Source organism: Actinoplanes sp. NPDC051494, assembly GCF_044454705.1.
Classification (GTDB): Bacteria; Actinomycetota; Actinomycetes; order Mycobacteriales; family Micromonosporaceae; genus Actinoplanes.
In genome coordinates this window covers 316,346-337,714 of record NZ_JBITDZ010000003.1, presented here as the reverse complement: position 1 = coordinate 337,714, position 21,369 = coordinate 316,346, and the positions used below count along the sequence as shown (strand labels likewise).

Sequence of the window (21,369 nt, the reverse complement as noted above, 5' to 3'; positions counted from 1 at the left end):
GGACCCGCTGAGCGGGTCCCCTTCTTCGTGGTACTGGTGGTGCTCGCCGGATCAGCGGCCGGAGGTGATCTCCTCGCGGCTGCCCTTGCCGGCCAGCGGCGGGACCGCCGGGGAGACCGGGGCTTCCGGGAGCGTCTCGACCGGGAAGAAGAAGCCCTTCACGGCCGGCGCCAGGGCACCGATGCGGTTCATCTTCTTCGGGACCACCCAGCCCGCGTACTCGAGCGGGATCGGGTGACCGTGGTCGTCGACCGGGCCGAGCGGCTGGTGGACTTCCTCGAAGCGGCCGTCGGCGAGGCGGCGGATGATGCCCGTCTCGACGCCGTGGGCCAGGACCTCACGGTCGTGCTGCTGCAGGCCGAGGCAGACCCGGACCGCGATGTAGTACGCCAGCGGCGGCAGGATAACCAGGCCGATACGGCCGGCCCAGGTCATCGCGTTCAGGCTGATGTGGAACTTGTCCGCGACGACGTCGTTGGCACCGGAGATCGTGGCGACGATGAAGAACGTGAACGCCATGGCGCCGACACCCGTACGCTCCGGTGCGTCACGCGGACGCTGGAGCAGGTGATGGGACGTGGTGTCCTTGGTCCGCCGCGCCTCGATCGTCGGATAGAGCATCGGCAGCGTGAAGATCGCGCCGAGGCCGACCACCGCGGGCCAGAACAGCGGCGGCAGGACGTAGCCGTCACCGATCGGGATGTCGATCTGCCAGGCCGGCATGAGACGGACCAGGCCGTCCATGAACATGACGTACCAGTCCGGCTGGCTCGCGGACGACACCGCGGAGGCGAGGTACGGCCCGAAGAGCCAGATCGGGTTGATCTGGAACAGGCCGGCCAGCAGCGCGATCGTGCCGAAGACGGCCATGAAGAAGCCGCCCTGCTTGAGCGCGTACCGCGGGAACATGCGCTCGCCCACGACGTTGTCGTTGGTCCGCAGCGGGCCGGGCCACTGGGTGTGCTTCTGCGCGAAGACCAGGCCCAGGTGAACGCTGATCAGGGCGAGCAGGCCACCGGGGATGAGCAGCACGTGCGCGATGTAGAAGCGCCCGATGATGAACTCGCCCGGGAACTCACCGCCGAAGATCGCGGCCGAGACCCAGGTGCCGACGACCGGGATGGACAGCATGATCGCCGAGGCGATCCGCAGACCCGTACCGGACAGGCCGTCGTCCGGCAGCGAGTAACCGGTGAAGCCGGCCAGGAAGCCGAGCAGGAACAGGATGATGCCGATCGTCCAGTTGGCCTCACGCGGCTTGCGGAACGCACCCGTGAAGAACACCCGCGCCATGTGGATGACGATCGACGCCATGAACAGCAGCGCCGCCCAGTGGTGCATCTGCCGCATGAACAGACCACCGCGCACCTCGAACGAGATGTGCAGCGAGGACGCGTACGCCGCCGACATGTCCACGCCGCGCAGGGCGGTGTAGGGGCCGTCGTAGGTGACTTCCTTCATCGACGGGTCGAAGAAGAGCGTCAGGAACACGCCGCTGAGCAGGAGCACGACGAACGAGAACAGCGCGATCTCGCCCAGCAGGAACGACCAGTGGTCCGGGAAGACCTTGTTCAGCAGGCCACGCAGCGGGGTTGCGACCTTGTACCGGTCGTCGACGCCCTTGCCGACATTGGCGGGAACTTGCGCGAGGTCAAGCTTCCGGCGTTTCATGGCCGCTCCCAGAAATCGGGTCCAACAGCTTCGTGGAAGTCAGACGCTGCCACGAAGTAGCCCTCTTCGTCCACCTCGATGGGCAGAAGCGGCAGGCGGCGGCTGGCCGGTCCGAAGATAGGACGGGCGTTGTCGGTGATCAGGAACTGCGACTGGTGGCACGGGCAGAGCAGCCGGTTCGTCTGCTGCTCGTACAGGCTAGCGGGGCAACCGGCGTGCGTGCAGATCTTTGAGTACGCCACGTAGTTGCCGAACATGCCGCCCTTGTTGACGCTGTCGGCGTTGACCGAGTTCCGCGCTTCCTCGGCGTCCTGTGCCCGCAGGTGCACGAGCAGGGTGGGCGAGTCGGCGTGCTGGTTGGTCGCGCCGTGCGGGATGCCGGGGAAGACGGTCATCTGACCGCCGACGCTGACGTCCTCGGGACGGATCGGGCTGCCGTCCTCACGGGTGAGGCGGACGAGCTCGCCGTCGTTGGTCACCGGGTCGAAGCCGGTGTGGTACATCATCGGCTCGGCGTCCTTGTGCGGGTTCTCGATCAGCCCGCCGAGGAGCGGGGCCGCCGCGGCCAGGCCGAGCGGCGCCATGCCCAGCGCGATCGCGCCCTTGAGCAGCGGCCGGCGCTGCACGCCGAGCTCGTCGACGAGGTACGCCATGGTCTGGCCGGTGATCAGCCGGTCCTCGTCGCTGGACGGCTTGTTGTGCCGGTCCTGGATCGAGACCTCGTGCGGCAGCAGCTTCTTGGCCCAGGCCAGGATGGCGATGCCGAGGGCGAACAGCGAGATGCCCAGGGTGATGCCGAGGATCGGCGTGTAGTAGTCGCTCAGCGTGTGGCCGAGCTCGAACTCCCACGGCCAGATGATGAAGAAGACGACAAACGCCAGCGCCGCGAGCCCGGAGATGATGAACAGCGAGGAGATGTTGCGTACGACGCGCTTCTCCGCCTTGGAGTTCGTCCCCTGGAACTGCGATTCGTAGACGAGGATCTCGATGTCGTCGCGCCGGGCGCCCTCGCGGACGATGTCGAAGCGCGACAGCCGCGGGTCGTTGACGTCGACCGGCTTGGCACCGGAATCGTGTGAGCCGTGCTCGGTAACGGTCATGACTTCCCCGCAATCCACAGCGAAGTGAACACCAGGATCGTGATGCCGACGATGAAGATCGCGAGACCCTCGGTCGCCGGGCCGTAGCCACCCAGGTTGAACAGACCGCCCGGGTCCTTGTCCTCCTGGATCTGCTGCGTGATGTACGTGATGATCTCGGTCTTCTGCTCCGGCGTGAGCTGGTTGTCACCGAAGACCGGCATGTTCTGCGGGCCGGTCAGCATGGCGCCGTAGATCTGCGCCTCGGTCGGGTCGTGCAGAGCCGGCGCGAACTTGCCGGAGGAGAGCGCACCGCCGGCGCCGACGTTGCCGTGGCACTGCGCGCAGTTGAGGCGGAACAGCTCGCCACCCTTGGCCAGCGCCTCGGGGTTGGTCTTGACGTTGGCGCTGAGCTTGCCGTCCGGGATCTCCGGGCCGCCACCGAGCTCTTGGATGTACTGCCCCAGCTGCTTGGTCTGCGTCTCGTCGAAGACCGGCCGCTTCTGCTCGGCCTGGGCCTCCTGGCGCGTCATCGGCATCCGGCCGGTGCCGACCTGGAACTCGACGGAGGCGGAGCCCACGCCGACCAGGCTCGGGCCGCGGCCCTCGACACCCTCGGCGTTGCGGCCGTGGCAGGTGACACAGCTGTTGTTGAAGAGGGCCTGGCCCTCCTGGGCGGCGGTGGAGAGTGTCCGGTCCTCCTCGGCGAACGCGCCCGGGGCGAAGGCGGTGTAGACGCCTCCGGCGAGGGCGAGCGCGGCGAGCATGCGGACCGCGGCGCCGAGGCGCCTGCGCGCCCGGCTCGGCGCGGACCGCCGCCGGTTGAACACCCGGAAGCGCCGTCCGGCGGGGGTGTCAGAAGTCATGGGCTGTATCCCTCTGGGTCTTGACCTTCGAACTCACGGACGGCGGCGGGCTACTGCAGCCAGTAGATGATGGCGAACAGCGCGATCCACACCACATCGACGAAGTGCCAGTAGTACGACACGACGATCGCCGACGTCGCCTGCGCCGGGGTGAACCGGCCCATGGTCGTGCGGATCATGTAGACGATGAAGGCGATGAGACCACCCGTGACGTGCAGGCCGTGGAAGCCCGTCGTGAGGTAGAACATCGAGCCGTAACCGTCACCGTTGAGCTTGACACCCTCCTCGACGAGGGTGCGGTACTCGTTCGCCTGGCCGAGCACGAAGATCAGGCCCATGACGAAGGTGATCGTGAACCATCGCCGCAGCGCGAACACGTCACCCTTCTCCGCCGCGAACACGCCGAGCTGGCAGGTGACGGACGAGAGCACGAGGATGACCGTGAACGTCGTCGCGTACGGAACGTTGAGAGCCTCGGTGTGGTGTTCCCACTGGCTGTAGTCCGCCGCGCGGATCGCGAAGTACATGGCGAACAACGCCGCGAAGAACATGAGCTCACTGGAGAGCCACACGATGGTCCCCACGCTGACCATGTTGGGTCTGGTCAGCGAGTGGATCCGGCTCTTGTCGATGGCTGGGGCCGCTGTCACGAGGCTCATTATTGCCCCGCGATCACCTCTCCGTGTCGCGGGGGGCCTAATCCCGTTCGTGTTGCCTCCCGGTAGAACGCGCGGAACCTGCCTGGGCCTAGCCTGAAGTGGTGCAACGCGTCGAAACGACCACGCTCGTCCGGGCCGCGGGGGATACTGTCCCCCCACCGTTCAGCGCCGGCGAGATCTTCACCCAGATCCGTCTGACCAGCCTCATCGCGCTCTTCATGCTGATCGCGGCGGCCCTCTACCTGTACGGGGTGCACCGGCTCAGACAGCGCGGCGACACCTGGGCCACGGGGCGGACCGTGGCGTTCCTCGCCGGCGGGCTCGGATCGATCGCTGCGGTCACCGTCACAGGCATCGAGGCGTACGACACAACCCTGCTCAGCGTGCACATGATCCAGCACATGGTGCTGTCCATGGTGGGTCCGATCTTCCTGGCGCTGGGCGCACCGGTGACGCTGGCTCTGCGTACGTTGCCGAAGCCGGGCCGCAAGATCGTGCTCGCCGTGGTGCACAGCCGGTTCGCGACGGTCCTGACGTTCCCGCTGGTGGCGTTCGCGATCTTCATCGCGAACCCGTTCGTCCTCTACTTCACCGGCCTGTACCGCGCGACCCTCGAGCACGCCTGGCTGCACGAGTTCATCCACGTGCACTTCATCGTCACGGGCTGCCTGTTCTTCTGGCCGCTGCTGGGCCTCGACCCGCTGCCCAACCGCTGGCCCTACCCGGCCCGGGCGCTGCTCATGGTGCTGTCGGTGCCGTTCCACACCGTGCTCGGCCTGACGATCATGCAGAGCCGCACCCTGCTCGGCGGTGACTGGTACCCGAACCTGCACCTGAGCTGGATGGACCCGTTCGACGACCAGGTCACGGCCGGTGGCGTGCTCTGGGCGGGCGGTGAGCTGGTCAGCGTCACGATGCTCGGCATCCTCGTCCTGCAGTGGGTCAAACAGTCCGAACGCGAGGCGAAACGGATTGACCGGGCCCTGGACCGGGCCGAGGCCGAGCAGGCCGCGGCGGCCCCGACGGCGCCGCCCGCCGTGCCCGCCGCGACGCCCGGCGCGAGCAAGATCACAAACGAGGCCGGTCCGGCGCTACCTCGGACCGACGCCGAATGACCGGTTCGCTACCATCAGCGGGCACCTACGAGCGTGGGAAGCCGGGGCAGATCATGAGCGACGACACCAAGCCCGAGCCGGACAGTTACACGGTCCTGCTCTACAGCGACGACAGCGCGGTCCGCGACAAGATCCGACTCGCGATCGGCGTACGCCCCGCGGCCGGCCTCAAGGTCGAGTTCGCCGATGCCTCCACCTGGGAGGAGTGCCGGCGGCTGCTCGACGAGTACGAGATCGACCTGATGGTCCTCGACGGCGAGGCGTCCCCGGCCGGCGGTCTGGGCATCGCGCGGCAGACCAAGGACGAGTACGCCACTCCCCCGCCCACCTGCGTCGTGATCGCCCGTGCGGCCGACCGCTGGCTGGCGGCTTTCGCGCAGGTCGACGAGACCCTGATCTACCCCCTCGACCCGATCACCACGGGTCAGACCGTCGCCGGCATGCTCCGTGCCCGCCGCGGCGGGGCGGTGCCCCTCGGCACCATGGGCACCCTGGGCTGACCACCTCCCCGTCGAACGGCCCGCCGGCCTTCCGCGGCGGGCCGGCTCACCATCTCCTCGTCCGCTCCTCGCCCTCACGGAGGCCCCCATGGGCGCACCAACCTGGCCGAACCTGCTGAGCGCCCTGCTGCGCTCCGAGGAGCTCCCGGCGCAGGACACCTCCTGGGCGATGGGCGAGATCATGGCGGGCAACGCCACCCCGGTGCAGGTGGCCGGTTTCGCCGTGGCACTGCGGGCCAAGGGCGAGACCCCGGCCGAACTGTCCGGGCTGGTCGAGGCCATGCTGGCCAACGCGACCACCGTCGACCTGCCCGAGGACGTCCGCGGGAATTCCATCGACGTGGTGGGCACCGGCGGCGACCGGGCCCACACGGTGAACATCTCCACGATGGCGGCCATCATCGTGGCGGCCGCCGGGGTCACCGTGGTCAAGCACGGCAACCGCGCCGCGTCATCCGCGTGCGGCACCGCCGACCTGCTCGAATACTTCGGCATCCCGCTCGACCTCGGTCCGGCCGGCGTGGCCCGGACGGTACGCGAGGCCGGCGTCGGATTCTGCTTCGCGGCCCGCTACCACCCCGGTATGCGGCACGCCTCGATCACCCGCCGGGAGCTGGGCCACCCGACCTTCTTCAACTTCCTCGGCCCGCTCACGAACCCGGCCCGCCCCCGCAACGCGGCGGTCGGCTGCTTCGACCTGCGCATGGCCCCGGTCATGGCCGAGGTCTTCGCCCGCCGCGGCGACTCGGCCCTGGTCATGCGCGGCGAGGACGGCCTGGACGAATTCACCACGACCGCCCCGACCCGCGTCTGGCTGGTCACCGACGGCAAGGTCACCGAATCCCTGGTGGACGCGGTCGACCTGGGCCTGCCCCGGAGCGCCCCGGGAGACCTCCGCGGCGGCGACGCGGCCTACAACGCGGACGCGGCCCTGCGCATGTTCGCCGGCGAGAAGGGCCCGGTCCGCGACGCGGTCCTGCTCAATGCGGCGGCGGCCTTCGCAGCCCACGCAGGCTTCCCCGGAACGTTCACCGACACGATGCGCGAGGGAATCACCCGGGCCGCGGAGACGGTGGACTCAGGGGCGGCAACAGCCCTGCTGAACCGCTGGGTCACCGCCGCGAAGCAAGCCAAGGCCGCCGAACCGGTCTGACGCCCCCGCCTGCCGATCCTGGCGGCGTAAGGCACCCGGCAGTCCTGCCGGATCAGATGGCCGATGGCGTCGGCCGCCAACGGTGACCTACCGCGCCCGGCCCTAGAAAGAACGTTCGTTCTGCTGGCCGGAGCAGCGGGGCGCTCGACTGATGGCCACGCAAAGAGAACGGTCGCCCTCCGCGGACGCCACGCCGGGGTTCTTCGGTCGCGACACCGGCGGCCCGCACCGGACACCTGAGCGCCGCTCGCGGGTCGCTCGCCAGGATGGGGACCAACGGGGTGGCCGGCGGGACGACTGACTGTCGCGCTTGAGCGGGGATGACCGGCTGCGGCCCGCGCCCGGGACGACCGGCCGCCACGCTTGAGCAGAGGGGCCGGCTGCCGCGCCTGAGCGAAGTGACAAGCGGGACGACCGACTGCGGCGCTTGAGCGGGGTGACCGGCCCCGGCCCGGGTGGGTGCTCCTGGCGGGACCGGGTCAGGGTGACCCGGTGGCCGGGGCCAGATCGGGCGCTGTGTCCTGATTTGTGACAACACGCCGGGGCGGGTCCAACGGTGGTTCGGATGGGCGTGTCAACGTTTGAAGGACATTCGGGTAATTCCAGCTTCCGGCGAAGAGGAGCCACCCGTGGAAGAGCGTGAGCCTCGGTGCGTTGTCTGTGACGCGGAGATGTCGCTTTGCGAGGATGAGCGGGACGTGCTTTGTTCCCGCTGCGGGGCTGCTGAGATTGTCGCGCCCCTGGAGATTCGCGTCTGGCTGCGGCCGGGGAGTGACCGGGTGGTCCCGCTGCAGCGTACGGCGGCCTGACCCAGAGCTCGGGGACAACGAGAAAGACCCGCACCGCGGCCTGGGCCGGGGTGCGGGTCTTCGGTGTTCTCGGGTCAGTGTTCGACCGGGTGACGGCTTCCCGAGTAGTACTCGAAGAGGAGGCCGCAGGCGGCGAAGACGACCATGAGCAGGCCGAGGGCGATCAGCCACCACATCCAGAAGACCAGGCCCAGGCCGGCGGTCGCGCAGGCCAGCGCCAGGCCGAACGGCCAGTAGCTGCCCGGGCTGAAGAAGCCGAGCTCGCCGGCGCCTTCCGCGATCTCGCCGTCCTCGCGGTCCTCGGGGCGGGCATCGATGCGGCGGGCGACGAACCAGAAGAAGCCGCCGAGCATCGTGCAGAGCAGGCCGGACAGGATCAGCGCGACCGTGCCGATCCATTCGACCTGGTCCTGGGCGCCGTGGGTGTAGAAGCCGTAGACGGCCGCCGCTCCGAAGAGGAAGGCGGCGACGCCTACGAAGATCTTGTATTCGGTCTTCAACTCGATCTCCTACTTGCCCGCGGCCGTGGCGCCGGTCTGGTTCCACGAGTCGCCGTGGCGGCGGCTGTCGAACGGCTTGGTCGTGACGGCGTACGACTCTTCGCCGGTGTAGCCGATCGTCGCCATCGCCTGCTGCGTGTCCTGACCGGCCTCCTTGGCCGCCAGGAACTTGTCGAACCGGGCGGGGTCGACCACGACGAGCTCGAACTGCATGAACGCGTGGTACGTGCCACAGAGCTCGGCGCAGCGGCCGACGTAGCGGCCCTCCTTGTCGAGGGTGACCTCGAAGGTGTTGCGCACGTTGCCCGGGAAGACGTCCCGCTTGAACAGCATCTCCGGCACCCAGAACGAGTGGATGACGTCCTTGCTCGTCTCCTCGAACCGGATCTTGCGACCGGTGGGGAGCACGAGGATCGGGATGACGTCCGTCGAGCCGAGCGTCGAGGCGACCGTGTTGGCTTCCGCGCCGACCCCGTCACGGTAGTTGAACTGCCAGTTCCACTTGAACGCGACGACTTCGACAGTCTGGTCGGGCTTGGCCGACAGCTTGTCCACATCGGTCTGCACGATGGCCGTGTAGTAGAACAGCACCGCGACGATCAGCACGGGCGTGACCGTGTAGAGGACCTCCATGGGCATGTTGAACCGGGTCTGCACGGGCAGCTTGTCGCCGCGCTTGCGGTACCGGATGATGCACCAGAAGATCAGACCCCACACGAAGATGCCCACGACCAGGGCCGCGATGACCGCGGCGATCCACAGGTCGTACATCTTGTGGGCCTGCAGCGTGATGCCGTGCCGCGGCCAGCCGAAGCCACCGAGTCTGTCACCGATGGAATTGGCCGAACAACCGGACAGCACGGCGAGCAGCATGGCACCACCGACACCGAGCCCGGCTAGCCGAACGACGCGCGGCCGTGCGACCGAACTCTTTGAGACCACCTGCTCCTGCCTCCCTAGAGCACCGTCCGGCGTCTGGAATCCGGACACCGGCGGCAAGGTGTCACCGACGGTCGCACATTACTCGACCTGCCGATGCCGTCTGGCTGCCGGGGGTCGGATCTTTCTCCGGCCGTGCAACCCCCGATGGTGTGGACGATACCGTTCCGAGGGTGGATAACACGGCGGAACAAGCCGGTGCGCCCGGGTACATGGACACGGCGAGCGCGGCACCGATGCATCCGGTGGCCCGGCAGGCGCTGCTGGCCGCGCTCGCGGACGGCTGGGCCGACCCGGACCGGCTCTATGCCGCGGGCCGGCGGGCGCAACAGCTGAGGGAGGCGGCGACGGCCGCGGTCGCTCAGATCCTGGGGGTACGCCCTGACGAGCTCACGTTCCTTCCCTCCGGCACCGCGGCCGTCCACTCGGCGGTCCTCGGCGGACTGGCCGGACGCGCGCGAGCAGGAAGAACACTCGTCCACTCGGCGATCGAACACTCCGCCGTGCTGCACGTGGCGGCCCGGCACGGTGACGCCGCGGAGGTCGGTGTCGACCGTCTGGGCCGGCTCGATCTCGGCGCGTGGGAGAAGGCGGTGCGCGCCCCGGGGGTGGCCCTGGCGAGCCTGATCAGCGCCAGCCACGAGGTGGGCACGGTGCAACCCGTGGCGGCCGCCGCGGAGGTGTGCGCGGAGGCCGGGGTGCCGCTGGTCGTGGACGCCGCCCAGTCGTTGGGCCGCTCTCCCGTACCCCATGGGTGGTCGATCTTGACCGGAAGCGCGCGCAAATGGGGTGGCCCGGCCGGCGTCGGGTTGCTGGTGGTTCGCAAGGGTGTGCGCTGGCTCTCGCCGCAACCCGGTGATGATCTTCACAGGCCGCACGCGGAGGGTGCGCTCAACCTGCCGTTGATCATCGCGGCGGCGGCGGGCCTGCGGGCGGTGACCGCCGAGGCGCAGGCGGAGGCGGTACGGCTCGGGCTCCTGGTGGACAAGATCAGGACGACCGTCGCCGCGACCGTGCCGGACGTGGAGATCGTCGGGGATCCGGTCGGCCGGCTGCCGCACCTGGTGACGTTCTCCTGCCTGTACGTCGACGGCGAGGCGCTGCTGCACGCCCTCGACCGGCACGGGTTCGCCGTCTCGTCGGGTTCGTCGTGCACCGCGTCGACGCTGCGGCCGAGTCACGTGCTGGAGGCCATGGGCGTGCTGAGCCACGGCAACGTACGCGTATCGCTGCACCGGGGCACGACGGAGGCCGAGGTGGACCGCTTCCTGGCGGTGCTGCCGGGCCTGGTCGCGGCGATCCGGCGGGAGGCGGGGATGTGATCGAGGTGGACTCGCGGGGCCGGCGCTGCCCGCTGCCGATCATCGACCTGGCGAAGGCGATGCCGTCGGTGCCGGTCGGTGACGTGGTGCGGGTGCTGGCCGACGACCCGGCCGCGGCCAACGACATCCCGGCGTGGTGCCGGCTGAAGGGCCAGGAGTATCTCGGCTCCCCGGGAACCGGATCTTACGAGGTGCGGCGGGTGAGGTAGCCGACCACCGGCTCGACCGGCTCCTTGGCCAGGAACGTGTCGACCACCAGGCGCGGGCCGGTGTAGGGCTGGTATTCCGCCTGGCGTTCGAGGACCCGCACCCAGTCGGGGATGCCGTCGTGGGTCCGGGCGGCGTAGCGCTGCTCGACCCGGCGGCGGTGCTCGGCGTCGTCGCCGCAGATCACCTCGACGACCTTGAGCGGCACGTCGAGGCGCTCGGCAAGATCGACCCAGAGCTGGCGGGTGGCGTGCACCGGGTTGACCGCGTCGATGATCACGTGGTGGCCCATGAGCAGCTGGGTCTCCGCGATCGCGAGCACCACGCCGTAGGCGGCGTACCCGGGCCGGGGCTCGGTCACGTCGTAGGCCCGCAGCGTGAAGTCGACCGCGTTCACGGCCAGGACCGTGGCGGGCATGGCCGCCCCCACCTGCTGCGCGAGCGTGCTCTTACCCACGCCCGGGAGCCCGGCGAAGACGGCCAGCACCATGGTTCTCTCCCTCAGCCCTGGGCCAGGTGCGGCTGGATCTCGGCCGCCGCCTCGTCGCCGTAGGAATCCGCCAGCCGCTTCAGGAAGTTGTCGGTGACGATGTCGTACTCCTGGCCGCCGTCGCTCTCCAGCACGTTCGCCGCGACCAGCGAGCCGACCTGCGCCGCGCGCTCGAGGCCGACGCCCCAGCTGAGCGCCGCGAAGAAACCGGCCCGGAAGCCGTCGCCGACCCCGGTCGGGTCCTGCGGGACGACGTCGCGGGCGACCGGCACGTGGATGCGCTCCATGGTCCGGCCGGTGATCTCGGCACCGCCGGCGCCCAGCGTCGTGACCCGGATCTCGACGTGCTCGAGCACCTGGTCGCCGGTGAGGCCGGTCTTGGTCTCCAGCAGCGAGCGCTCGTACTCGTTGGTGAACAGGAAGCGCGCGCCCTCGATCAGCGGCAGCACGTCCTTGCCGTCCATCCAGGCGAGCTGCTGCGACGGGTCCGCGGCGAACGCGTAGCCCCGGTCGCGGCACTCCTGAGAGTGCCGGAGCATCCCGGCCGGGTCGTTCGCGCCGATCACGACCAGGTCGAGCCCGCCGGCGCGGGAGGCGACCGGGGCGAGCTCGATGTTGCGGGCCTCGGTCATCGCGCCCGCGTAGAACGAGGCGATCTGGTTGAGCTCCGCGTCGGTGGTGCAGACGAAGCGCGCGGTGTGGGCGACGTCGCTGACGTGCACCGAGTCGCAGTCGACCCCGTGGCGCTCGAGCCAGGAGCGGTAGTCGGCGAAGTCCGCGCCGACCGCGCCCACGAGGAGCGGGGTCAGGCCCAGCTGGCCCATGCCGTAGGCGATGTTCGCCGCCACGCCGCCGCGCCGCACGACCAGGTCGTCGACGAGGAAGGAGAGCGAGACCTTGTGCAGCTGATCGGCGATGAGCTGCTCCGAGAACTTGCCCGGGAAGTGCATCAGGTGGTCGGTGGCGATCGAGCCGGTAACGGCGATCTTCATGTCGGCCCTCAGGGTCGGGTGCGATTACCCCCGGAGCCTACCGGCCGTTCGCACCCGTGACATCTCCGCGTTACACGGCGGAGGCCGCCCTCCCGGACGGGATGGACGGCCTTCGTGATGCCAGAGGGCGGGGCTCAGTGGAAAGAGTCACCACAGGCGCAGGAGTTCTGCGCGTTGGGGTTGTCGATCGTGAAGCCCTGCGCGTCGATACGGTCCGCGAAGTCGATAGAGGCACCCGCCAGGTAGGGCGAGCTCATCCGGTCGACGACGACCTCGACACCGTCGAAGTCGCTGACGACATCCCCGTCGAGCGAGCGCTCGTCGAAGAACAGCTGGTAACGCAGGCCGGAGCAGCCACCGGGCTGCACGGCAATGCGCAGGCGCAGGTCATCGCGCCCTTCCTGCTCGATCAGGGCCTTGACCTTGACAGCCGCGACGTCGGTCAAAATGACGCCGGTCGGCGCGGCCGTGGTGGCCTCGGTCGACTCGGTGTGCGCTTCAGTTGTCACGTTGCGGTTCTCCCTGCCGGTCCGGTGATGTGCCGTACCGGCCAACGCTAGCTCTCCCTGGTCTTATTCCCCAAGTCACCGGCTGTACTGCTGGGCCAGCCTGGAGGCTATTTCGCGCAGGCCGCGAGCCGGCTCGCCGAGCGCCAGCCCGAGCGAACCGAAGTGCTCCACCAGAGCGTACGTCTCGGTCACCCCCGCGGAAGCGGCCTCGCGGTGCCCGGTCTCGTTGCGGCCCGCGACCACGACGCAGGGCAGGCCCCGGTCACGAGCGCTGTTGGCGATGCCGGCGGTGACCTTCCCGCGCAGCGACTGGTGGTCGAAGGAGCCCTCCCCGGTGATCACCAGATCCGCCGTGTCGAGCTCGGCGTCCAGCCCGATCAGGCGGGTGACCAGGCCGATCCCGGAGACGACCCGGCCGCCGAGGGCCAGCAGGGCCGCCCCGATCCCGCCGGCCGCGCCCGCTCCGGGCCGTGCGGCGAGACCTTCGACACCGAAAGCCCGTTCGAGTACGGACGAGAAGTGCTCGAGCGCCGCGTCGAGTCGCAGCACGTCGTCGCGGGAGGCGCCCTTCTGCGGTCCGAACACGTTGCTGGCCCCGTGCAGGCCGAGCAGCGGGTTGTCCACGTCGGTGGCCGCCACCAGGCTCACCTGGCGCAGGCGGGGCGTCCCGGCGAGCCCCGCGGCGGTGCCGAGCACGGAACCGCCGTACGGGAGCGCGTACCCGGACCCGTCGACCGGCCCGGCACCCAGCGCGGCCAGCATCCCGGCCCCGGCGTCGTTGACGGCGGAGCCACCCAGCCCGACCGCCACCTCGGCCGCACCGGTCTCGACCGCCGCCGCGAGGAGCAGCCCCAGGCCGTACGAGGTGGTGGTGTTGGGGTTGCGCTCCTGCTCGGTCAGCAGGTGCAGGCCGCAGGCCTGAGCGCTCTCCACGTATGCCGTGCCGCCGGCCAGCAGGACCTCGCCCCGGACCGGGCGCCCGAGCGGATCGACGGTGGCGACCGGGATCACCCGGCCGTCCAGCGCGCCGGCCAGCACCTCGATGAAGCCGGGGCCGCCGTCGGAGAGCGGCCGTTGCACACACTCGTCGGCGGGCGCGACCTCGTGCCAGCCTTCCGCGACCGCGGCGGCCGCCTCGGCGGCGCTCAGCGTTCCGGCGAACTTGTCAGGGCAGATGAGTACGCGCACGACCACAGAAGGTACAGGTTTCGCTCAGGTCCGTCAGGGAACATAAGTTCCATGACCCTCATGCAGCGACTGCAGAATTTCCTTCGCAGCCCCAAGGGACAGAAGCTTGTCCAGCAGGGCCGGCACCAGCTCTCCAAGCCCGAGAACCAGGCACGCCTGCGCTCGCTCGCCGCGAAGGCCCAGGGCAAGCGCCGCTGAGTGCTTCGCCACACCTGACACCAGGCAACCTTGTGGAAACATGGTGGCGTGACGTCGACCTGGACTGAACCCGCGAACTCCCCTCTCGCGCTCCTGCTGCTGGGTCAGGACACCGACCCCGCCAGCGAGCGCGGCGTCGACTGCCCCGGCGATCTGCCGGCGCCGAGCGACCCTGATCTCGTGGCCCGGGCGACCGCTGCCAAAGCGGCGCTCGGCTCCCGCGTCTTCGTGCTGGGTCACCACTACCAGCGTGACGAGGTCATCCAATTCGCTGACGTCACCGGCGACTCCTTCAAGCTGGCCCGTGAGGCCGCCGCCCGGCCGGACGCGGAGTTCATCGTGTTCTGCGGCGTGCACTTCATGGCCGAGAGCGCCGACATCCTGACCACCGCGGCGCAGAAGGTCGTGCTGCCCGACCTGGCGGCCGGCTGTTCGATGGCGGACATGGCCGTGCTCGGTCAGGTCGAGACCGCGTGGGAACAGTTCGCCGATCTCGGCATTGCCGATGATGTGGTTCCTGTCACATACATGAACAGCTCGGCCGACATCAAGGGCTTCGTCGGGCGCAACGGCGGCGTGGTCTGCACCTCGTCCAACGCCAAGCGGGCCCTGGACTGGGCGTTCGAGCAGGGCCAGAAGGTGTTCTTCCTGCCCGACCAGCACCTCGGGCGCAACACCGCGGTGCTCGAGATGGGCCTCACGCTCGACGACTGCGTGCTCTACGACCCGCACAAGCCGAACGGCGGCCTGACCGCCGAGCAGCTGCGGGACGCCACGATGATCCTCTGGCGCGGGCACTGCTCGGTGCACGGCCGCTTCACCATCGAGAGCGTCCGCGAGGTCCGCGAGCGGGTGCCCGGCGTCAACGTGCTCGTGCACCCCGAGTGCCGCCACGAGGTGGTCCGCGCCGCCGACCAGGTCGGCTCGACCGAATACATCATCAAAGCCCTGGAAGCGGCCCCGGCGGGGTCCAGCTGGGCGGTCGGCACCGAGCTGAATCTGGTACGCCGGATGGCGCTTGAGCACCCCGACAAGCAGATCATGTTCCTGGACCGGGCGGTCTGCTACTGCTCGACGATGAACCGCATCGATCTCCCGCACCTCGTGTGGGCGCTGGAGGAGCTGGTCGCGGGTCGGGTACCCAACCAGATCACCGTCGACGCGGACACCGCGAAGTATGCCCGGGTGGCCCTCGACCAGATGTTGGCACTGCCCTAAATCGCAACTCTGCGTAGTCATCGGTGAGCCCTCCGAGAGGGCTCACCTTTTTCTTGGCTTAATCATCTGCGATTCGTGCCCTGGTGGGCGTTGTGATGATTTCTGTAACGGTCACTCAGGGCTATGCTGCCCGGGCGACTGCCGTGGCCCCCTACTCGCGGCAGCACCCCTATTCGTTCGGGCGCGCGAACGTGTGCCCGTCTCTGGAGGTTGCGTTGACCGACGACGTCCTGGCCGTACACGGCGGCACGCCGCTGCAGGGACAGATCCGGGTCCGTGGCGCCAAGAATCTCGTGTCGAAGGCGATGGTGGCCGCCCTGCTGGGCGAGACGCCGAGCCATCTGTACGACGTGCCCGCCATCCGCGACGTGGAGGTGGTCCGCGGTCTGCTCGGGCTGCACGGCGTCAAGGTGTCCGACGGCGCCGACGACGGTGAGCTGGTGATGGACCCCACCAACGTGGAGTCCGCCAGCACCGACGAGATCAACGTGCACGCCGGCTCCTCACGGATCCCGATCCTGTTCTGCGGCCCGCTGCTGCACCGCCTGGGCCACGCGTTCATCCCGGACCTCGGTGGCTGCCACATCGGGCCCCGCCCGATCGACTTCCACATGCAGGCGCTGCGCGAGTTCGGCGCGATCGTCGACAAGACCCCCGAGGGCATGCACCTGACCGCCCCCAACGGTCTGCACGGCACCAAGCTCGAGCTGCCGTACCCGAGCGTCGGCGCGACCGAGCAGGTGCTGCTCACGGCCGTACGCGCCGAGGGCGTCACCGAGCTGCGCAACGCCGCGATCGAGCCGGAGATCATGGACCTCATCTGCGTGTTGCAGAAGATGGGCGCCATCATCACCGTGCACACCGACCGGGTCATCGAGATCCAGGGCGTCAAGAAGCTGCACGGCTACAAGCACAAGCCGATCCCGGACCGCATCGAGGCCGCCAGCTGGGCCGCCGCCGCGCTCGCCACCCGTGGCGAGATCGAGGTGCTCGGGGCGCAGCAGGCCGACATGATGACGTTCCTGAACGTCTTCACGAACATCGGCGGCGAGTTCGAGATCACCGACGCGCGGGTCGGCCGGCCCGGTGTCACCGGCGTCGAGGGTGGCATCAAGTTCTGGCACCCGGGCGGCGAGCTCAACGCGGTCGCCCTCGAGACGGACGTGCACCCCGGCTTCATGACCGACTGGCAGCAGCCGCTGGTGGTCGCGCTGACCCAGGCCCGCGGGCTGTCGATCATGCACGAGACGGTCTACGAGCAGCGCCTCGGTTACACCGAGGCACTCAACTCGATGGGCGCGACCATCCAGGTCTACCGCGACTGCCTCGGCGGCACCCCCTGCCGCTTCGGCCGGCGCAACTTCAAGCACTCCGCGGTCATCGCCGGCCCGAGCAAGCTGCACGCGGCCGACCTGGTGATCCCCGACCTGCGCGCGGGCTTCAGCCACCTGATCGCCGCGCTGGCCGCCGAGGGCACCTCCCGCGTCTACGGCGTCGACCTGATCAACCGGGGCTACGAGGACTTCGAGAACAAGCTCGCCGCCCTCGGCGCCCACGTCGAACGGCTCTGATCCACTACCGGTTCGTCTGACATGACCGCGCCGCCGATCCATATCGGCGGCGCGGTTTCAGGTTTGCCGGCTTCCTTGGCTACTCTGCTGGGGTGTCCTCGCTGTTTCGCCGCAAGTCCGCCGACCTCGTCGCCGACGCCACCGCCACGGTGACCGAGGACGACACCGCCACCGCGTCACGCCCCAAGGCCTACACGCCCTCCAAGAAGGAGCTGGGCCGGCAGACGCCGAAACGCGTGAGCGTCCAGCGCCGGCACGACACGGCCGCGGCCCCCGCCAACCGCCGCGAAGCCATGAAGCAGATGCGCGACCGCCAGCGCGTCGAGCGCGCCGAGGCCACCGCCGGCATGCGCGCCGGCGACGAGCGTTACCTGCTCGCCCGCGACCGTGGCCCCGAGCGCGGCCTGGTCCGCAGCATCGTCGACTCCCGCCGCACGGCCGGCACCTGGTTCTTCGGTGGCGCGATCATCGTGTTCATCGGCTCCACCGGCCAGATGCCCACCCAGGTCCAGCTCGCCGCCAACCTGCTCTGGGCGATCCTCGCGATCACGGTGATCATCGACAGCGTCCTGATCTCCCGCCGGATCAAGAAGCTGGTCGGCGAGCGTTTCCCCGCCACCACCCAGCGCCTCGGCTCGCTCTACCTGTACGGCATCATGCGCGCGCTGACGTTCCGCCGCATGCGCGTCCCGAAGCCTCAGGTGGAGCTCGGCGCCAAGATCTGATCCAGCAGGGCCGCCCGGAGAGCACTCTTCGGGCGGTTCCCGACGGTCGAGTGCGTCACCGCGCCGTCCCGGAAGAACATCAGCGTCGGCATCGCCATCACCCGGTAGGCCCGGGCGGTCCCCGGGTTCTCGTCGACATCCATCGAGACGACCAGCAGCCGCCCGTCGAACTCCGCGGCCAGGTCCCCCAGCGCCGCCCCCAACGGCCGGCACGGCGAGCACCACCGGGCCCAGAAATCCACCACGACCGGCAGCCGGGCGGCAAGCACCACATCGGCAAAACTCTCATCGGTCACCACAAGCATCGGGTCGCCCTCTCCTCGATAGCCTGGGCCAGCTGCCCACGCAACTGGTCCCGCACCTCGGAGAGCTCGCCCAGACACGCCTCGACCTCGGCGATCCGCCGGCGCAGCACGGCCACCGAGTCCGGGCACACGTGCCCGGCCGGGTTCCCGGCCCGCAGGCAGGCCACGAACGGCCGGATGTCGTCCACGCCGAACCCGGCGGCGAGCAGCGTCCGGATCTCGTGCACGACCCGCAGCTCACCCTCGTCGTAGCGCCGGTACCCGTTCGCATCCCGGCCGGCCTCGACCAGCCCGTGCTCCTCGTAGTAGCGCAACGTCCGCGCGCTGGTCCCGGCCCGCTCGGCCAGCTCCCCGATCAGCATGCACACCACGCTAAGGGCTCACACCGACGTCAAGGCAAGCTCTCACCCGCGCCGCCGCCCCAGCCCACCCCGGCAGAACGAACGTTCTTTCTCGAGCACAGCGCGGGGCCAGTGCCGGGCGGGCGCGGGGCGGGCGCGGGGCAGGCGCGGGGCCAGCGCGGGGCGGGCGCGGGGCCAGCGCGGGGCGGGCGCGGGGCCAGCGCGGGGCGGGCGCGGGGCCAGCGCGGGGCGGGCGCGGGGCCAGCGCGGGGCGGGCGCGAGGCCAGCGCGGGGCGGGCGCGGAGCCGGCGTTCACCGGCGTTATGCGGGCGCCGGGCCGAGCCGGCACCACCGGCCGCACCGTCAGTGGAGGCCGGCGAGGCGCAGGAGGGCGGCGGTTGCGGCGGCGGCGAGGACGACCAGGACGAAAGGGGCTCGGCGCCAGGCCAGGAGGACGCCGACGGTGACGCCGGCCGGGCGGGCGAAGCCGGCCAGGTGCGTGTCCTCCATCAGGGCGGCCGTCAGGGCGAGGGCCGCCAACAGGGACGCCGCGGCCATCGGGAGGAGACGCTGGACCGGGTCGGAGAGTTCGAGCCGGTCGCGGAGCAGGACCCCGCCCAACCGGATGGTGTAGGTGCCGATGGCGAGCACCACGATCGCTGCGATCAGCATCAGGATTCTCTCCGGCGCAGGCTGGGGATGACGAGGACGAGCAGGCCGAGCAGCGCGCACAGCACCGGCAGGCCGGCCGGGAGCACCGGGGTCAGGGCCACCGCGAGCAGTGCCCCGGTCAGGGCCACCGCCCGGGTCGCGCGGTCGCGCAGTGACGGCAGGATCAGGGCGAGCAGACCGGCCGGGAACGCCGCGTCGAGGCCCAGCGAGTCGGTGTCGCTGACCGCTCCGCCGAGCAGGACGCCCAGGGCCGTGCCCACGTTCCATGAGGTGAACAGCGTCAGGCCGATGGTCCAGTAGGTGCGGCGGCGGCGGACCGGGTCCTGCTCGCGCAGGGTGAAGGCCACCGTCTCGTCGGTCATCAGGTGGCTGGCGACGAGGCGGTCGCGCAGGCGGGGGCCGATGGTCTCGGCGACCGCCAGGCCGAACGGGAAGTGCCGGGCGTTCAGCAGCAGGCCCGCGAAGACCGCCGCGATCGGGTTGCCCGCCGCCAGCAGGCCGGCCGCGAGGAATTGGGCGCCGCCCGCGAAGACCAGGGTCGACATGGCGAAGGGAACCCAGACGGGCAGTTCGTACGCGATGGCGATGGCGCCGAACGAGCCACCTACCGCGATCATGGCGGCCGCGATCGCCGCCGCGTCGCGGAGCAGCGCGCGGTCGAACGTTCGGTGTGGCGTACTCATAGTTCATAATATCGAACATAAGCCTGGCGTTCGTCAAACCGAACGAATCGATCGACGGAGTGAACGTGACACCACCCGCACCCCCGCTCGCCGTGATCGCCGCCGCCCTGCGCCGGGAGCGGGAGCGGGCCGGGATCTCCCTGGCCGAACTGGCCCGCCGGGCCGGACTGGCCAAATCGACGCTGTCCCAGCTGGAGAACGGCACCGGGAACCCCAGTATCGAGACGCTCTGGTCGCTGGGCGTCGCGCTGGGGATCCCGTTCGGCCGCCTCGTCGAACCACCCAGTCCGGGTGTACGGGTGGTCCGCGCCGCCGAGCAGACCCGGCTGCGCGCCGACCACGCCGACTTCACCGCGAGCCTGCTCACCGCCGGTTCGGTGCACGCCCGGCGGGATCTCTACATCCTGGAGATGGAGCCGGGCCAGCCCCGCCAGGCCGAGGCCCATCTCCCGGGCACCGTCGAGCACGTGGTGGTCGCGGCGGGCCGGCTCGAGGCCGGGCCGGCCGAGGACCGGGTCGAGCTGGAACCCGGCGACTACGCGTCGTTCCCCGGCGACGTCCCCCACCACTACGAGGCCCTGGCGCCCGGGACCTGGGCCGTGCTGGTGTCGGAGCACCGTTAGCCGAGGTAGTGGCCCACTTCCAGGTCGGCCCCGAGCCTGGGCCGCACGGCCGTCCCGCTGGTCACGGCGTACCGGAAGATCGCCAGGGCTCACGCGCGGTAGAGGCGGGCCACCACGTCCTCGATGTCCGGCTCGACCAGGGACAGGTCGCGCAACGACGGCAGGGCGGCGACCACCGCGCCGGCCGACGAGGAGACCAGCTCGAAGACCGCCCGGTGCCGGTCGGCCTCGGTGGACAGCAGGTCCGCGCCCGGGACCGCGAAATCCGCCGGCAACGGCCCGTCGAGGTCCACCACGAGCCGGCGCCGGGATCCGTACCGCTGATGAAGGGCTTCGATGGTGCCGTCGTGCACCGCCCGGCCGTGGTCGATCACCACCAGCCGGCGGCAGAGGCGTTCGATGTCGGCCAGGTCGTGGGTGGTCAGTACCAGCGTCACGTCGCCGGTCGCGCCCAGCTCGGCGAGGAAGGACCGGACCGCCAGCTTGCTGACCACGTCCAGGCCGATCGTCGGTTCGTCCAGGAACAGCACCGACGGGCCGTGCAGCAACGCCGCGGTCAGCTCGCCGCGCATCCGCTGCCCCAGCGACAGCTGCCGCACCGGGGTGTCCATGAATCCGTCCAGGTCCAGCAGGTCACGGCAGCGCCTCAGCCGGGCGGCGTGCGCGTCCGGCGGCACCCGGTAGATGTGCCGCAGCAGCGTGAACGACTCGCGCAACGGCAGATCCCACCACAGCTGCGAGCGCTGCCCGAACACCACGCCGATCCGCAGGGCGAGCCGGGTGCGCTGCGGCACCGGCGTCAGCCCGCACACCTCGACCTCGCCCGACGTCGGGGTCAGCACGCCGGTGAGCATCTTCAGCGTGGTCGATTTCCCGGCGCCGTTGGGCCCGATGTAACCGACCATCTCACCCTGGTCGATGGACAGATCGATACCGTCGACCGCGGACACCGTACGTTTCTCGCGGCGCAACCGGCCCGCTTTGATCCGTACCGTGAACTCTTTGCGCAGTTCCCGCATCCGAATGACGCTCAT

Annotated in this window: 25 protein-coding genes; 10 read left to right on the top strand and 15 right to left on the bottom strand. The window is 70.0% G+C overall.

Going from position 1 to position 21,369, the window contains the following annotated elements:
- Window positions 1–51 precede the first annotated feature (51 nt).
- The 4 genes from ACIA6A_RS14090 to ACIA6A_RS14075 are packed head-to-tail and all read right to left on the bottom strand — an operon-like array spanning window position 52 to window position 4,266.
- Entirely contained in the window at window positions 52–1,671 is a 1,620-nt protein-coding gene (locus ACIA6A_RS14090) for a cytochrome bc complex cytochrome b subunit (protein WP_396097980.1), read from the bottom strand.
- Entirely contained in the window at window positions 1,668–2,771 is a 1,104-nt protein-coding gene (locus tag ACIA6A_RS14085) for a ubiquinol-cytochrome c reductase iron-sulfur subunit (protein ID WP_396097979.1), read from the bottom strand. Before ACIA6A_RS14085 ends, ACIA6A_RS14090 begins: the two co-directional genes overlap by 4 nt.
- Window positions 2,768–3,616 carry a cytochrome c gene (locus tag ACIA6A_RS14080; RefSeq protein WP_396097978.1) on the bottom strand — a complete coding sequence of 283 codons (849 nt, stop codon included), beginning with the start codon at window positions 3,614–3,616 and terminating at the stop codon, window positions 2,768–2,770. Before ACIA6A_RS14080 ends, ACIA6A_RS14085 begins: the two co-directional genes overlap by 4 nt.
- Before the next feature lie 50 nt (window positions 3,617–3,666).
- The gene (locus tag ACIA6A_RS14075; RefSeq protein WP_396097977.1) at window positions 3,667–4,266 is read right to left on the bottom strand and encodes a heme-copper oxidase subunit III; all 600 of its coding nucleotides are present in this window, start codon (window positions 4,264–4,266) and stop codon (window positions 3,667–3,669) included.
- 110 nt (window positions 4,267–4,376) lie between these two features.
- Between ACIA6A_RS14075 and ACIA6A_RS14070 the strand changes: the two genes are divergently transcribed.
- The 3 genes from ACIA6A_RS14070 to trpD all read left to right on the top strand — a co-directional run bounded on the left by ACIA6A_RS14070 (window position 4,377) and on the right by trpD (window position 7,043).
- On the top strand, window positions 4,377–5,390 hold the full coding sequence (locus ACIA6A_RS14070; protein WP_396097976.1) for a cytochrome c oxidase assembly protein: 1,014 nt from the start codon (window positions 4,377–4,379) through the stop codon (window positions 5,388–5,390).
- Window positions 5,391–5,443: 53 nt separating this feature from the next.
- Window positions 5,444–5,890, top strand: coding sequence for a hypothetical protein (locus tag ACIA6A_RS14065; protein ID WP_396097975.1), 447 nt, complete (start codon window positions 5,444–5,446; stop codon window positions 5,888–5,890).
- 88 nt (window positions 5,891–5,978) lie between these two features.
- Entirely contained in the window at window positions 5,979–7,043 is a 1,065-nt protein-coding gene (gene trpD, locus ACIA6A_RS14060; protein WP_396097974.1) for an anthranilate phosphoribosyltransferase, read from the top strand.
- Between the two features lie 883 nt (window positions 7,044–7,926).
- Here trpD and ACIA6A_RS14055 read toward each other — a convergent pair.
- The gene (locus ACIA6A_RS14055) at window positions 7,927–8,352 is read right to left on the bottom strand and encodes a cytochrome c oxidase subunit 4 (RefSeq protein WP_396097973.1); all 426 of its coding nucleotides are present in this window, start codon (window positions 8,350–8,352) and stop codon (window positions 7,927–7,929) included.
- A 9-nt stretch (window positions 8,353–8,361) separates the two neighbouring features.
- Window positions 8,362–9,225, bottom strand: a complete 864-nt coding sequence (coxB, locus tag ACIA6A_RS14050; protein WP_396097972.1) for a cytochrome c oxidase subunit II — start codon at window positions 9,223–9,225, stop codon at window positions 8,362–8,364.
- 278 nt (window positions 9,226–9,503) lie between these two features.
- Here coxB and ACIA6A_RS14045 point away from each other — a divergent pair, with 278 nt between their 5' ends.
- Entirely contained in the window at window positions 9,504–10,613 is a 1,110-nt protein-coding gene (locus ACIA6A_RS14045) for a cysteine desulfurase family protein (RefSeq protein WP_396098540.1), read from the top strand.
- The gene (locus tag ACIA6A_RS14040) at window positions 10,610–10,822 is read left to right on the top strand and encodes a sulfurtransferase TusA family protein (protein ID WP_396097971.1); all 213 of its coding nucleotides are present in this window, start codon (window positions 10,610–10,612) and stop codon (window positions 10,820–10,822) included. Before ACIA6A_RS14045 ends, ACIA6A_RS14040 begins: the two co-directional genes overlap by 4 nt.
- On the opposite strand, the gene ACIA6A_RS14035 is transcribed toward ACIA6A_RS14040, so the two are convergent.
- The 4 genes from ACIA6A_RS14035 to ACIA6A_RS14020 form a co-directional block, all read right to left on the bottom strand.
- Complete coding sequence (locus tag ACIA6A_RS14035) at window positions 10,798–11,310, bottom strand: AAA family ATPase (protein ID WP_396097970.1); 513 nt, start codon at window positions 11,308–11,310, stop codon at window positions 10,798–10,800. The two genes, ACIA6A_RS14040 and ACIA6A_RS14035, sit on opposite strands and share 25 nt — an antisense overlap.
- An 11-nt stretch (window positions 11,311–11,321) precedes the next feature.
- Window positions 11,322–12,302: a carbohydrate kinase family protein gene (locus tag ACIA6A_RS14030; protein WP_396097969.1), complete on the bottom strand. Its 981-nt coding sequence runs from the start codon at window positions 12,300–12,302 to the stop codon at window positions 11,322–11,324.
- Between the two features lie 134 nt (window positions 12,303–12,436).
- Entirely contained in the window at window positions 12,437–12,811 is a 375-nt protein-coding gene (erpA, locus tag ACIA6A_RS14025) for an iron-sulfur cluster insertion protein ErpA (RefSeq protein WP_396097968.1), read from the bottom strand.
- A gap of 75 nt (window positions 12,812–12,886) precedes the next feature.
- A complete protein-coding gene (locus ACIA6A_RS14020) occupies window positions 12,887–13,999 on the bottom strand; it encodes a glycerate kinase (RefSeq protein WP_396097967.1) in 1,113 nt (370 codons plus the stop codon).
- 51 nt (window positions 14,000–14,050) lie between these two features.
- On the opposite strand from ACIA6A_RS14020, the gene ACIA6A_RS14015 reads away from it, so the two are divergent.
- From ACIA6A_RS14015 to ACIA6A_RS14000, 4 genes are all read left to right on the top strand, one after another.
- Entirely contained in the window at window positions 14,051–14,197 is a 147-nt protein-coding gene (locus ACIA6A_RS14015) for a hypothetical protein (RefSeq protein WP_396097966.1), read from the top strand.
- Between the two features lie 48 nt (window positions 14,198–14,245).
- Window positions 14,246–15,415: a quinolinate synthase NadA gene (gene nadA, locus ACIA6A_RS14010; RefSeq protein ID WP_396097965.1), complete on the top strand. Its 1,170-nt coding sequence runs from the start codon at window positions 14,246–14,248 to the stop codon at window positions 15,413–15,415.
- 215 nt (window positions 15,416–15,630) lie between these two features.
- On the top strand, window positions 15,631–16,986 hold the full coding sequence (gene murA, locus ACIA6A_RS14005; RefSeq protein ID WP_396097964.1) for a UDP-N-acetylglucosamine 1-carboxyvinyltransferase: 1,356 nt from the start codon (window positions 15,631–15,633) through the stop codon (window positions 16,984–16,986).
- Between the two features lie 92 nt (window positions 16,987–17,078).
- A complete protein-coding gene (locus ACIA6A_RS14000; protein ID WP_396097963.1) occupies window positions 17,079–17,711 on the top strand; it encodes a DUF3043 domain-containing protein in 633 nt (210 codons plus the stop codon).
- Here the strand turns inward: ACIA6A_RS14000 and ACIA6A_RS13995 are convergent.
- From ACIA6A_RS13995 to ACIA6A_RS13980, 4 genes are all read right to left on the bottom strand, one after another.
- Window positions 17,684–18,016 (bottom strand): thioredoxin family protein, encoded by a 333-nt coding sequence (locus tag ACIA6A_RS13995; protein WP_396097962.1) that lies wholly within the window; start codon window positions 18,014–18,016, stop codon window positions 17,684–17,686. The two genes, ACIA6A_RS14000 and ACIA6A_RS13995, sit on opposite strands and share 28 nt — an antisense overlap.
- On the bottom strand, window positions 18,004–18,378 hold the full coding sequence (locus ACIA6A_RS13990) for a MerR family transcriptional regulator (protein ID WP_396097961.1): 375 nt from the start codon (window positions 18,376–18,378) through the stop codon (window positions 18,004–18,006). Before ACIA6A_RS13990 ends, ACIA6A_RS13995 begins: the two co-directional genes overlap by 13 nt.
- A gap of 342 nt (window positions 18,379–18,720) precedes the next feature.
- Window positions 18,721–19,029: an AzlD domain-containing protein gene (locus ACIA6A_RS13985; protein WP_396097960.1), complete on the bottom strand. Its 309-nt coding sequence runs from the start codon at window positions 19,027–19,029 to the stop codon at window positions 18,721–18,723.
- Complete coding sequence (locus ACIA6A_RS13980) at window positions 19,029–19,712, bottom strand: AzlC family ABC transporter permease (protein WP_396097959.1); 684 nt, start codon at window positions 19,710–19,712, stop codon at window positions 19,029–19,031. Before ACIA6A_RS13980 ends, ACIA6A_RS13985 begins: the two co-directional genes overlap by 1 nt.
- A gap of 65 nt (window positions 19,713–19,777) precedes the next feature.
- Here ACIA6A_RS13980 and ACIA6A_RS13975 point away from each other — a divergent pair, with 65 nt between their 5' ends.
- Window positions 19,778–20,335 (top strand): helix-turn-helix domain-containing protein, encoded by a 558-nt coding sequence (locus ACIA6A_RS13975; protein ID WP_396097958.1) that lies wholly within the window; start codon window positions 19,778–19,780, stop codon window positions 20,333–20,335.
- An 89-nt stretch (window positions 20,336–20,424) separates the two neighbouring features.
- Here ACIA6A_RS13975 and ACIA6A_RS13970 read toward each other — a convergent pair whose 3' ends face one another.
- Window positions 20,425–21,369 carry an ATP-binding cassette domain-containing protein gene (locus ACIA6A_RS13970; RefSeq protein WP_396097957.1) on the bottom strand — a complete coding sequence of 315 codons (945 nt, stop codon included), beginning with the start codon at window positions 21,367–21,369 and terminating at the stop codon, window positions 20,425–20,427.